We start from the raw sequence: 11,377 nt of genomic DNA, 5'->3' as shown, positions 1-11,377 counted from the left end.
GTCAGCGCACCCGACGGCAGGAGAGCGAGCATGGCCGACACCTGGACCACCCCCCGCAGCCCCCGCGACCTCGGCGCCTACCTCAGCCGCGTCCGCCGCGCCCGCGGGCTCACTCAGGCCCAGGTCGCCGACGAGCTCGGCATCACCCGCCAGTACCTCTCCGAGCTCGAGAACGGCGTCGAGAACCTCTGGGTCCAACGACTCTTCGAGCTCCTCGACACCCTCGACGTCGACCTGCGACTCCAGGAACGCCGATGACCACCGTCACCGCCTGGCTCTACGGCACCCCCGTCGCGACCCTCGCACCCACCAGCACCCGCACCACCGACGGCACCCCCCGCGTCACCCTCACCTGGACCACCGAGGCCCTCGACCGCTGGGGGCACGACGCCCGGGTCCTGTCCCACCTCCTGCCCATCACCCCGCCCGACGAAGCCCCGCCCCACCCCGCCCGCGTCGCCGCCTGGCTCGACGGACTCCTCCCCGAGGGCCGCACCCGCGACGCCATGGCCATCGACGCCGGCATCGACCCCGACGACGCCCTCGCCTTCCTCGTCCACTACGGCCACGACACCGCAGGCGCCGTCCTCCTCGCCCCCGACGGCCACGCCCACCCCGCACCCGGCACCCCCGAACACCTCGACGACGCCGCCGTCGCACGACTCCTGCACGCCGCCGTCGCACGCAGCGGGGGAGAAGGCCGCAGCGAGCACCTCACCAGCTCCCTGCCCGGCATGGAGCCCAAGATCACCCTCCTCCACGACGAGCACGGCTGGGCCCGACCTCACGGCTCCGCACCCACCACCCACATCCTCAAGGTCGCCCGCCCCGCCGACTCGCCCACCGCCGACCTCGTCAACACCGAAGCTGCCGCTCTCGACCTCGCCCGCCGTATCGGCCTCACCACCGTCGACGCCCACGTCACCGAGTTCGACGGCGAACGCGCCATCGTCGTCACCCGCTACGACCGCGTCCCCGACCCCGACGAACCCACCGGCACCGCACGCCTCCACCAGGAGGACGCCGCCCAGGCCCTCGGCATCAACACCCGCGACCCCGAACGCAAGTTCCAGCACGGCCGCCGCTTCCCCTCCCTCGCCGCCATCGCCCGCACCCTGCGCGACGACGGCACCCGCCCCGACCCCCTCCTCGCCCTCACCACCCTCAACCTCGCCCTCGGCAACACCGACGCCCACGCCAAGAACATCTCCGTCCTGCGCCACGCCGACGGCACCGTCCGCCTCGCCCCCGCCTACGACATCGCCATGCACCTCCACCACGACCACGCCTCCCGCGTCTTCGCCATGGACGTCGCCGGCGAACGCGACATGGACCGCCTCACCGCCGACCACCTCGTCACCGAGGGCACCACCTGGGGGCTTCCCCGCCGGCGCGCCCAGCGCGCCGTCGCCCAGACCCTCGACGGACTCCTCGCGGCGCTCGCGGACATCGACCGCGACGCCCACCCCGGCGTGAGCCGGCACGCCTGGCGCACGGTCGAGCGGCGCACCGCCGACCTCCGCCGCGGCCTGGTCGTCTGAGCGCGGCCTCCTCTCGCGCCGAGCAGGTGGTCGTGGCGGGTCCGCGCGGCTCCACCTACCAGGACCGCCTGCTCGACCCACCAGGACCGCCTGGTCGGCCGCTGCGCGACGACGGGCACCCGGGCCGATCGTGGCCGCGGCGTCGACGCGATCAGAGGGTGCGCTGGAGCAGGATCGTGTCGACCCAGCGGCCGTGCTTGAACCCGACGGCGGTGAGGCGGCCGGCCTCGACGAAGCCGAAGCGGCGGTGCAGCGGGAGCGACCCGGCGGCCTCGGGGACGTCGGCGACGACTGAGACGACCTGGCGGACCCCCGCGGCGGCCAGCGCCTCCAGGAGCGCGGCGAGCAGCGCCGTGCCGACGCCGCGTCCGGCGTGCGCCGGGTCGAGGTAGATCGTGTTCTCGGCGGTGTGCCGGTAGGCGGGCTTGGGGCGCCAGGCGGACGCGTACGCGTAGCCCGCGACGACGCCGCGCGGGGAGCCCGGTTCGGCCGGACCCTCCACCTCGGCGACGAGGAACGGCAGGCCGCGCGCGGTGACGTCGTCGAGCTTGCGGTGCCACGCCGGGACGTCCCAGACCTCCTCCTCGAACGTCACGCACGTGTCGCGCACGAACGGGGCGGCGATCTCCGCGACCCGCGGCAGGTCGTGCACCGTCGCCGGGCGGACCGTCACGCCGGGCGCGGGCATGGGTCGGTCGGGCGCGACGGGGATCGCGGCGGGGATCGGACCGGGGGCGGGGGAGGAGAGGTCGCTCACGCGACGAGGGTACGAGCGCCGGGCGCCGGCACGCGCCCCTAGGCTGGGGCCCATGGCAGCCCTCATCGCACCGAGCATCCTGTCCGCCGACTTCGCGAACCTCGAGCGTGACCTCGACGCGATCGCCACGGCGGACTACGCGCACGTCGACGTCATGGACAACCACTTCGTGCCGAACCTGACGCTCGGGCTGCCGGTGTTCGAGCGTCTGGCGCAGGTGTCGCCCGTCCCCATCGACGCGCACCTCATGATCGAGGACCCGGACCGCTGGGCGCCGTCGTACGCGGAGGCGGGCGCGGCGTCGGTCACGTTCCACGCCGAGGCCGCTGCTGCCCCTGTGCGGCTCGCTCGTGAGCTCCGGCGCCTGGGAGCCCGCGCGGGGGTCGCGCTGCGCCCTGCGACGCCCGTGGAGCCCTTCCTGGACCTGCTGACCGAGGTGGACATGATCCTCGTCATGACGGTCGAGCCGGGCTTCGGCGGGCAGTCCTTCATCGAGGGGACGCTGCCGAAGATCCGGCGGGCGCGCGAGGCCGTGAGCGCGTCGGGCCTCGACGTGTGGATCCAGGTCGACGGGGGAGTGTCGCGCTCGACGATCGAGCGGGCCGCGGACGCGGGGGCGAACGTCTTCGTCGCCGGGTCGGCGGTGTACGGGGCGGAGAACGTGCCGGCGGAGATCCAGGCGCTGCGCGAGCTGGCGGAGGCGTCGGCGCACGCCCACTGATCCGGGAGCGGGGAAGGGGCTCTCCGCGGGGAGAGCCCCTTCTCTGTCTCCGATAAAATAGTGTGCCAAGCGCACATTCCTCCACCCACCGGCCGCGTGCAGGTCACCAACCAGCACGGAAAACCGGGCGCCGACGCGGGGAGGCCGCAGCTCGGAGGAGGTCACCTGTCGCGACGGCCGTCCTCGCCTCGGGCGGCAGGCGTCTCGACGGGTCACCGACCTCCCCGTCGCGGGGGATACCGGAGTACCATCGGCGGTTGCAGAACGCAGTACGCACGAACGTGCTCCGGGGTCGGTGCAATTCCGAGCCGGCGGTGACAGTCCGCGACCCGCGCCCACGCGCGGTTGACCTGGTGGAACTCCAGGACCGACGGTGAAAGTCCGGATGGGAGGAAGCACGTGCGGCGCGGCCACGCCTCGGCGCGTGGTGCTCCGGCGACCCGTCGGTGCACCCGTCGCGAGGTGGCGGCCTCGCCGTGGTGAGCGACGCCGTCGGGCCCTCGTGGCTCGACCCGCCGCCCGCCCTCACCCCGGAGCGCCCGTGCCCGGGAGGAGGACGATGGGCGAGCACCCCCGCACCCTGACGACCGACGCCGCGATGGCGCGCGCGCTCGCTCTGGCGGCCAGAGGACCGGCGCACGGGCCGAACCCCCGCGTCGGGTGCGTCCTGCTGGGCCCTCCGGCCGGCGCACCCGTGCCCGACGGCGCGACCCCCGGCTCGCTCGACCCGCGCCCGAGGCCCGTGCTCGCCGAGGGGTGGCACCGGGGCGCGGGGACGCCGCACGCGGAGGCAGCGGCACTCGCCGACGCGCGGGCGCGCGGCGTCGACGTCACCGGCGCGACGGCCGTCGTCACCCTCGAGCCGTGCGGCCACACCGGTCGTACCGGCCCGTGCGCCGACGCGCTCGTCGCGGCGGGCGTGGCGGAGGTCGTGCTCGCCGTCGACGACCCGAACCCCGTCGCCGCGGGCGGCGCGCACCGGCTGCGTGCCGCAGGGGTGCGCGTCGTGCGCGGCCTGCGCGCCGCGGAGGGCGAGGAGCTCCTGCGCGTGTGGCTCACGGCCGTCCGGCGCGGCACGCCGTACGTGACGCTCAAGACGGCCACGACGCTCGACGGCCACGTCGCCGCCGAGGACGGGACGAGCCGGTGGATCACCGGGCCTGCGGCGCGCGAGCACGCCCACCGCGTGCGCGCGGAGGTTGACGCGATCGTCGTCGGCACGGGCACGCTCCTGGCCGACGACCCGGCGCTCACCGCGCGGGTCCGCGCCCACGACTCCTCGCACGCCGCAGCGCGGAACCCCGCGAGCGCCGTGCGCCTGGCGGAGCACCAGCCGTTGCGGGTGGTGGTGGGACTGCGGGGGATCCCGCCGACGGCGCGGGTCCGCGGGGAGGGCGGCGAGCTGGTGCACGTGCTGACGCGGGACGTCGGTGAGGTGCTGGAGAGGCTCGCGGAGCGGGAGGTGCGGCACGTGCTGGTGGAGGGCGGTCCGACGCTGGCGACGGCGTTCCTGGCCGTGGGTGCGGTGGACGAGATGCACGCGTACGTGGCGCCGGTGCTGCTGGGGAGCGGTCGACGGGCGGTGGACGGGCTGGGCGTGGCGACGATCGCCGACGCGCACCGGTTCCGCACGGTGGAGGTGAGGCGTGTCGGGGACGACGCGCTGGTGGTGTCCAGGAAGAGCACGGAAGGACGGGTGGGTTGATGTTCACGGGGATCGTGGAGGAGATCGGGAGGGTCCGGGACATCGGGTTCCCGGGCGGCGCGGGGCAGGACGCGGTGCTCACGGTCGAGGGGCCGCTCGTGGTGTCGGACGCGGGGCTCGGTGACTCGATCGCGGTGAACGGGGTGTGCCTGACGGTCACGAGCCTCGGGGGGGACGGGTCGTTCACGGCGGACGTCATGCCGGAGTCGTTGCGGCGCACGGCGCTGGGTGACCTCGTCGCGGGGTCGCCGGTGAACCTGGAGCGGGCCGTCCGGGCGGACGCGCGGCTGGGCGGTCACGTGGTGCAGGGGCACGTGGACGGTGTGGGCGTGCTCGTGAGCCGCGCGCCGGGGGAGCGCTGGGACGACCTGGTGTTCTCCGCCCCTGCGGGTCTGACCCGGTACGTGGCGGAGAAGGGTTCGATCGCGGTGAGCGGGGTGTCGTTGACGGTGACGCACGCGGACGACGAGACGTTCGGCGTCTCGCTCATCCCGACGACTCTGGAGGCGACGGTCCTCGGGGGGCTGGTCCCGGGGGACCGCGTGAACCTGGAGGTCGACGTGCTGGCGAAGTACGTCGAGCGGCTGCTCGTGTCGGGCGTGGTCCCCGGGAGCGCGTCGTGACGGGCGCGGGGTCCGCGAGCGCCGCGGTGCCGGAGGGCGTGCGGCTGGGGTCGGTGGAGGAGGCGCTGGCGGCGATCCGGGCGGGGCGTCCGGTGCTGGTGGCGGACTCGCCGGACCGGGAGAACGAGGCGGACGTGGTGTTCGCGGCGCAGGGGGTGTCGGCGGAGTGGGTGGCGTGGACGATCCGGCACTCGTCGGGGTATCTGTGCGCGCCGATGCCGGCGGTGCGGGCGGACGCGTTGGAGCTGCCGTTGATGGTGCCGCACAGCCAGGATCCGCGGCGGACGGCGTACACGGTGACGGTGGACGCGGCGACGGGGGTGTCGACGGGGATCTCGGCGGAGGACCGGGCGCGGACGTTGCGGGTGCTGGCAGACCCGGCGTCGGGTCCCGTGGACCTGATCCGGCCGGGTCACGTGCTGCCGTTGCGGGCGGTGGCGGGGGGTGTGCTGCACCGTGCGGGGCACACGGAGGCGGCGGTGGACCTGGTGCGCCTGGCGGGGATGGGGGAGGTCGGGGGGATCGCGGAGCTGGTGCGCGACGACGGGTCGATGATGCGTCTGGGGGACGCGGCGGCGTTGGCGGAGCGGGACGGGCTGGTGCTCATCACGATCGCGGACCTGGTGGCGTGGCGGCGGGTGCACGACCCGGCGCCTGCGGTGGCCGCGGAGGTGCCGGATCGGGAGGCGTTGGTGCGGCGGGTGCACCGCACCGCCTCGGCGGAGCTCCCGACGGCGCACGGCCGGTTCCGGGTGGTGGGGTATCGGGACCTGCGCACGGGGGCGGAGCACGTGGCGCTGGTTCCCGCTGTGGGTCCGGCTCGCGCGTCGGACCGTGGTGACGCGGGCGCGCAGGCCGCGAGCGCCGTCGGGCCGGAGGGGGTGCCGGTGGTGCGGGTGCACTCGGAGTGCTTGACGGGGGACGCGTTCAGGTCGTTGCGGTGCGACTGCGGGCCGCAGCTGGAGGCGGCGTTGGGGCGGGTCGCGGCGGAGGGCGGCGCGGTGGTGTACCTGCGGGGGCACGAGGGGCGCGGCATCGGGTTGCTGGCGAAGATCGGGGCGTACGAGCTGCAGGACGCGGGTCTGGACACGGTGCAGGCGAACGTGGAGCTGGGGTGGCCGGTGGACCGGCGGGAGTACGGGGCGGCGGCGGCGATCCTGGCGGACCTGGGGTTGTCGCGGGTGCGGTTGCTGACGAACAACCCGGCGAAGGTGACGGGTCTGGTGGCGTCGGGCATCGACGTCGTGGGGACTGAGCGGATCGAGGTGGGTCACGGGGAGCACAACCGGGCGTACCTGGTGACGAAGAAGGTGGCGATGGGTCATCTGCTGGACACGGTGGCGGTCCCGGACGGGCCTGCCGTGGGAGGGCCGGACGACGGGTCCGGTGCCGAGGAGACGAAGGAGGACGAGGGATGAGCGGGGCGGGTGCGCCGAGGGTGAGCGTGGACGGGTCGGGGCTGCGGGTGACGGTGGTCGCGGCGAGCTGGCACACGGAGGTGATGGACGGGTTGCTGGCGGGGGCGCGCCGGGCGTTGGCGGCGGCGAACGTGTCGCACGTGAGCGTGGTGCGGGTGCCGGGGTCGTTCGAGCTGCCGGTGGCGGCGGCGCGTGCGGTGGAGCACGGCGCGGACGCGGTGGTGGCGCTGGGGGTGGTGATCCGTGGGGGCACGCCGCACTTCGAGTACGTGTGCCAGGCGGCGACGTCGGGTCTGACGGACGTGAGCGTGCGCACGGGCGTGCCGGTGGGGTTCGGTGTGCTGACGTGCGACGACGAGCAGCAGGCGCTGGACCGGGCGGGTCTGGAGGGGTCGCGCGAGGACAAGGGTGCGGAGGCGGCGCAGGCGGCGGTCGCGACGGTCGTGGCGTTGCGCGACCTGTGACCTGTGACGCGAACGGTCGGGGTGTGCCCGCTGGGCGGACACGCCCCGGCCGGGTCCGGGTGGCGGATACCCTGGAGCGCGTGAAGACGTTCGAGTCCCTGTTCGCGGAGCTGTCCGAGAAGGCCACGACGCGACCTGCCGGTTCCGGCACGGTCGCGGAGCTGGACGCCGGCGTGCACGCGATCGGGAAGAAGGTGGTCGAGGAGGCCGCCGAGGTGTGGATGGCCGCCGAGTACGAGGGCGACGTGAAGACGGCGGAGGAGATCTCCCAGCTCCTCTACCACCTGCAGGTCCTCATGCTGGCGAAGGGTCTGAGCCTGCAGGACGTGTACGAGCATCTGTGAGCGGCCGCGCCGGTGAGCGTCCCCGCTCCCGGCCGCGAGCGCCGCTCGCCCCTCGCTCGTCCCTGCTGGTCCCCTCTTCCTGCCCGATCCCCTGAACGAAGGTCCTGTCATGCTGCGTATCGCTGTCCCCAACAAGGGGTCCCTGTCCGAGCCCGCCGTCGAGATGCTGCGCGAGGCGGGGTACCGCCAGCGTCGTGACCCGCGCGAGCTGGTGCTGGCGGACCCGGACAACGACGCCGAGTTCTTCTTCCTGCGCCCTCGCGACATCGCGGTGTACGTGGGGTCGGGCACGGTCGACGTCGGGGTGACGGGGCGGGACCTGCTGCTGGACTCGGGCGCGGACGCGGTGGAGCACATGCAGCTCGGGTTCGGGGGGTCGACGTTCCGGTATGCGGCTCCGGCGGGGACGATCACGTCGTTGGAGCAGGTGCAGGGGCTGCGGGTCGCGACGTCGTACGAGGTCCTCGTGGAGGGGCACCTGCGGGCGCACGGGGTGGACGCGACGGTCGTGCACCTGGACGGTGCGGTCGAGTCGGCGGTACAGCTCGGGGTGGCGGACGTCGTCGCGGACGTGGTGTCGACGGGCACGACGCTGCGGGGCGCGGGCCTGGAGGTGTTCGGCGACCCGATCCTGGTGTCGGAGGCGGTGCTGATCCGGCCGCGCAAGGTGGCGGAGGCGGACGTCCCGGCGGGGGTGGAGGTGCTGTCCCGTCGCCTGCAGGGTGTGCTGACGGCGCACGAGTACGTCCTCATGGACTACGACGTGCCGGTGTCGCTCGTGGACCGTGCGGTCGCGATCACGCCGGGCCTGGAGTCGCCCACGGTGTCCCCGCTGCACGACCGGGACTGGGCGGCGGTGCGCGCGATGGTGCGCCGCGACCGCACGAACCAGGTCATGGACGCCCTGTACGACGTCGGGGCGCGCGCGATCCTCGTGACCCGGATCCACGCCTCGCGCCTCTGAGCCCTGGCCCACGGTGGGCCGCCGGAGGGTGTGAGACGGTGGCGGCATGAGCACCGACCCGTTCCCCGACCCCGGCCTGCCGGGCGACCGCGACGACGACCCGTACCGCACGTTCCGGCCGAGGTTCGGCCTGGTGTCGGCGTGGGCGACGGGCGTGGTCGTCGTCGGCGGGTGCGTCGTCGTGGGGCTGTCCGCGACGGGGCCGCTCGGCACGTCGTGGGTGAACCGGCTGTCGATCGCGGCGTTCGCGCTGTTCGCGGCGTGGCTGCTGTGGCGCCTGGGCGGCGTGCACGCGGTCCCGACGCGCGAGGGCCTGCGGGTGCGCAACGTCATCTACACACGCCGCCTCGCGTGGCCGCAGATCGTGTCGGTGCGGTTCGGCTCGGGCGACGCGTGGGTGCGCCTCGACCTCGCGGACGGGTCCACCCTCGCCGTCATGGGCATCCAACGGGCCGACGGCGCCCGCGGCGAGGCGGAGTCACGTCGCCTCGCCGCCCTGGTGCAGGCGCACGGCGAAGCCCGCGAGTAAGGACCGCCGCAGGCGCGCGGCTCCCGTGCCCGCGCCACTGGCACCCCGCACCGACGACGACGGCCCCCGGATCGTGGAGATCCGGGGGCCGTCGTCGTCGTGCGCCGGCGGGGCTACCGCCGGCAGGTGCGGGTCAGAACGCGGCGCGGTGGCGCGGCTTGCGCTCGCCCCGGTCGTCGGCACGGTCGAACCGGTCACGACGCTCGTCACGACGACCCGACGGCCCGTGCCCGGCACGCGGGCCCCGGGACGCGGGCGCGCCCTCGTCGAGACGGATGCGCAGCGCCTTGCCCGCGACCCGCGCCCGCGAGATGCGGTCCATCGTGTCCGCGTCGAGCGGTGCGGTGATGTCCACCAGCGAGAACGACGGGAAGATGTCGATCTTGCCGACGTCCGACCCGGCCAGGCCCGCCTCGTTCGTCAGCGCGCCCACGATCCCGCCCGGCATCACGCCGTCCTTGTGGCCCACCGACAGGCGGTAGCGCGTCCCGACGGCGTCGCGGCGGATGCCGCGCGTCCCGTCGCCCTCGCGCCGGCCCGACGCACGGTCGCCGCGCGACGGGCGCTCGCCCGTGCGCTCCGTGCGACGCGCCTTCGACTGCTCGCGCGCCGCGGCACGCTCCGCCTCGAACCGCTCCTGCTCCTCGCGAGCACGGGGGCCGTCGTCACCGACCGCGAGCGCCGCCATGGCCGCGGCGAGGTCGACGGGGTCGACGTCGTGCTCGGCGAGGAAGGTGCGCACCATGTCGGCGTACATCGACAGGCGGCCCGCCTCCTGGCGGGCGGGGACCTGCCCGAGCAGGGCCCGCACCTTGTGCGCGGACACGTCCGCGGGGGAGGGGATCTCGATCTCCTGCAGCGGGGTGCGGGTCGTGCGCTCGATCGCGCGCAGGCGCCCGCGCTCGTGCGGGGTGACGAAGCTCAGGGCCTCGCCGGTGCGGCCCGCGCGCCCGGTGCGGCCGATGCGGTGCACGTACGCCTCGGGCTCGCCCGGCAGGTCGAAGTTCACGACGAGGCCGATGCGGTCGACGTCGAGGCCGCGCGCGGCGACGTCGGTCGCGACGAGGACGTCGAGCGCACCGGAGCGCAGGCGCTCCACGATCCGCTCGCGCTCCTTCTGCGCGACGTCGCCGGAGATGGTCGCGGCGGAGATGCCGCGCTCGACGAGCGCGGACCCGACCTCCTCCGCGGCGCCGCGCGTGCGGGTGAACACGATCGCGGCCTCGGCGTCGGACGTGGCCAGGACGCGCACGAGGGAGCCGGTCTTGTGGCGGAACGGCACGACGGCGTACGTCTGGCGCACGCTCGTCACCGTGGAGGACTGGCGCGCGACGGCGATCTCGACCGGGTCGGTGAGGTGCTCGTTCGCGACGCGGCGGATCGGGGCGGGCATCGTCGCGGAGAACAGCGCGACCTGACGCTCGCGCGGCGCGCGGGAGAAGATCGTGTCGACGTCCTCGGCGAAGCCCATGCGCAGCATCTCGTCGGCCTCGTCGAGCACGAGGAACCGCACGTCGTCGAGGACGAGGGTGCCGCGCTCGATGTGGTCGATGACGCGCCCGGGCGTGCCGACGACGACCTGCGCCCCGGCCGCGAGCGCCCGCTGCTGCGGCTGGTAGGGCGAGCCGCCGTACACGGCGACGACGTCGACCTTCGGCAGGTGGGCCGCGAACGACTCGACGGCGTCGGCGACCTGCATCGCGAGCTCGCGCGTCGGGGTGAGGACGACGGCCTGCACGCGCCGCAGCGTGGGGTCGATCGCGGCGAGCAGCGGGAGGCCGAACGCGGCGGTCTTGCCGGTGCCGGTCTGCGCGACGCCGGTGATGTCGCGGCCCGCGAGGAGCGCGGGGATGGCCTCGGCCTGGATCGCGGACGGGGTGACGAACCCGAGGTCGGCGACGGCGCGCTCGAGGGGCGCGGGCAGGCCGAGGTCGGAGAACACGGGGCCGGCGGGAGCGGTCTGCTCCGCGACGGCGGGGGAGGTGTCGGTGGAGTGGTCGAGGGCGTGCGCGGGCACGACGACGTCAGCAGTCATGAAAGGGTGAGGACCGTTCGTCTCGGGGTGTGGAGTGGCGTGCGGTCACCGGGTCGGTTCTCGCAGGTCGCACTCCCGAACACACCAGGCCGGCCACCGCCACGATCGGGGAGATCAGGGGGGATCGGCCACTCTCACGGACACACGCGGGACGAGCGACGAACTCCAGAGGTGCACCCATCGTACCGGAGCGCGCGGGCAGGCCGCGGGGCCGAGGCCGGTGACGTCCCTCACCCGCACCCGCACCGCCGACGCACCACCGACCCCGGGCACCGG

12 protein-coding genes and 1 riboswitch are annotated in these 11,377 nt (G+C 74.8%); of the genes, 10 read left to right on the top strand and 2 right to left on the bottom strand.

Annotation, left to right across the window (positions count from 1 at the left end; translation table 11 throughout):
• Nucleotides 1–30: 30 nt before the first annotated feature.
• Together AC3WT4_RS04720 and AC3WT4_RS04715 are read left to right on the top strand one after the other, a co-directional pair.
• Nucleotides 31–258: a helix-turn-helix domain-containing protein gene (locus tag AC3WT4_RS04720; RefSeq protein ID WP_074806350.1), complete on the top strand. Its 228-nt coding sequence runs from the start codon at nt 31–33 to the stop codon at nt 256–258.
• Nucleotides 255–1,541 carry a type II toxin-antitoxin system HipA family toxin gene (locus tag AC3WT4_RS04715; protein WP_492314849.1) on the top strand — a complete coding sequence of 429 codons (1,287 nt, stop codon included), beginning with the start codon at nt 255–257 and terminating at the stop codon, nt 1,539–1,541. Before AC3WT4_RS04720 ends, AC3WT4_RS04715 begins: the two co-directional genes overlap by 4 nt.
• A gap of 151 nt (nt 1,542–1,692) precedes the next feature.
• On the opposite strand, the gene AC3WT4_RS04710 is transcribed toward AC3WT4_RS04715, so the two are convergent.
• Nucleotides 1,693–2,298 carry a GNAT family N-acetyltransferase gene (locus AC3WT4_RS04710; RefSeq protein ID WP_492314848.1) on the bottom strand — a complete coding sequence of 202 codons (606 nt, stop codon included), beginning with the start codon at nt 2,296–2,298 and terminating at the stop codon, nt 1,693–1,695.
• A gap of 52 nt (nt 2,299–2,350) precedes the next feature.
• Between AC3WT4_RS04710 and rpe the strand changes: the two genes are divergently transcribed.
• The 8 genes from rpe (at nt 2,351) to AC3WT4_RS04670 (ending at nt 9,066) form a co-directional block, all read left to right on the top strand.
• Nucleotides 2,351–3,019, top strand: a complete 669-nt coding sequence (rpe, locus tag AC3WT4_RS04705; RefSeq protein WP_492314847.1) for a ribulose-phosphate 3-epimerase — start codon at nt 2,351–2,353, stop codon at nt 3,017–3,019.
• A gap of 277 nt (nt 3,020–3,296) precedes the next feature.
• Nucleotides 3,297–3,422: riboswitch (FMN riboswitch) on the top strand.
• 156 nt (nt 3,423–3,578) lie between these two features.
• The gene (gene ribD, locus AC3WT4_RS04700) at nt 3,579–4,724 is read left to right on the top strand and encodes a bifunctional diaminohydroxyphosphoribosylaminopyrimidine deaminase/5-amino-6-(5-phosphoribosylamino)uracil reductase RibD (RefSeq protein WP_492314846.1); all 1,146 of its coding nucleotides are present in this window, start codon (nt 3,579–3,581) and stop codon (nt 4,722–4,724) included.
• Nucleotides 4,724–5,347, top strand: coding sequence for a riboflavin synthase (locus AC3WT4_RS04695; RefSeq protein ID WP_492314845.1), 624 nt, complete (start codon nt 4,724–4,726; stop codon nt 5,345–5,347). Before ribD ends, AC3WT4_RS04695 begins: the two co-directional genes overlap by 1 nt.
• On the top strand, nt 5,344–6,765 hold the full coding sequence (ribB, locus tag AC3WT4_RS04690) for a 3,4-dihydroxy-2-butanone-4-phosphate synthase (RefSeq protein WP_492314844.1): 1,422 nt from the start codon (nt 5,344–5,346) through the stop codon (nt 6,763–6,765). Before AC3WT4_RS04695 ends, ribB begins: the two co-directional genes overlap by 4 nt.
• Nucleotides 6,762–7,229, top strand: a complete 468-nt coding sequence (ribH, locus tag AC3WT4_RS04685; RefSeq protein ID WP_492314843.1) for a 6,7-dimethyl-8-ribityllumazine synthase — start codon at nt 6,762–6,764, stop codon at nt 7,227–7,229. The genes ribB and ribH overlap by 4 nt, the downstream gene beginning before the upstream one ends.
• An 80-nt stretch (nt 7,230–7,309) precedes the next feature.
• Complete coding sequence (locus tag AC3WT4_RS04680; RefSeq protein ID WP_024839663.1) at nt 7,310–7,573, top strand: phosphoribosyl-ATP diphosphatase; 264 nt, start codon at nt 7,310–7,312, stop codon at nt 7,571–7,573.
• A 109-nt stretch (nt 7,574–7,682) separates the two neighbouring features.
• A complete protein-coding gene (gene hisG / locus AC3WT4_RS04675) occupies nt 7,683–8,537 on the top strand; it encodes an ATP phosphoribosyltransferase (RefSeq protein ID WP_009865157.1) in 855 nt (284 codons plus the stop codon).
• 46 nt (nt 8,538–8,583) lie between these two features.
• Entirely contained in the window at nt 8,584–9,066 is a 483-nt protein-coding gene (locus AC3WT4_RS04670; protein ID WP_108049695.1) for a PH domain-containing protein, read from the top strand.
• A 133-nt stretch (nt 9,067–9,199) separates the two neighbouring features.
• Here the strand turns inward: AC3WT4_RS04670 and AC3WT4_RS04665 are convergent, their stop codons facing one another.
• Complete coding sequence (locus AC3WT4_RS04665; RefSeq protein WP_492314842.1) at nt 9,200–11,101, bottom strand: DEAD/DEAH box helicase; 1,902 nt, start codon at nt 11,099–11,101, stop codon at nt 9,200–9,202.
• Between the last annotated feature and the right edge of the window lie 276 nt (nt 11,102–11,377).

The sequence above is a fragment of the Cellulosimicrobium sp. EB106-03-01-XG111 genome (assembly GCF_058792115.1).
This window is presented reverse-complemented; position numbering and strand designations above follow the sequence as displayed.

Coding starts and splice junctions, on each gene's coding strand:
- AC3WT4_RS04720 (WP_074806350.1), top strand. CDS start 31: ATGGCCGACACCTGGACCACCCCCCGCAGCCCCCGCGACCTCGGCGCC.
- AC3WT4_RS04715 (WP_492314849.1), top strand. CDS start 255: ATGACCACCGTCACCGCCTGGCTCTACGGCACCCCCGTCGCGACCCTC.
- rpe (WP_492314847.1), top strand. CDS start 2,351: ATGGCAGCCCTCATCGCACCGAGCATCCTGTCCGCCGACTTCGCGAAC.
- ribD (WP_492314846.1), top strand. CDS start 3,579: ATGGGCGAGCACCCCCGCACCCTGACGACCGACGCCGCGATGGCGCGC.
- AC3WT4_RS04695 (WP_492314845.1), top strand. CDS start 4,724: ATGTTCACGGGGATCGTGGAGGAGATCGGGAGGGTCCGGGACATCGGG.
- ribH (WP_492314843.1), top strand. CDS start 6,762: ATGAGCGGGGCGGGTGCGCCGAGGGTGAGCGTGGACGGGTCGGGGCTG.
- hisG (WP_009865157.1), top strand. CDS start 7,683: ATGCTGCGTATCGCTGTCCCCAACAAGGGGTCCCTGTCCGAGCCCGCC.
- AC3WT4_RS04670 (WP_108049695.1), top strand. CDS start 8,584: ATGAGCACCGACCCGTTCCCCGACCCCGGCCTGCCGGGCGACCGCGAC.
- AC3WT4_RS04665 (WP_492314842.1), bottom strand. CDS start 11,101: ATGACTGCTGACGTCGTCGTGCCCGCGCACGCCCTCGACCACTCCACC.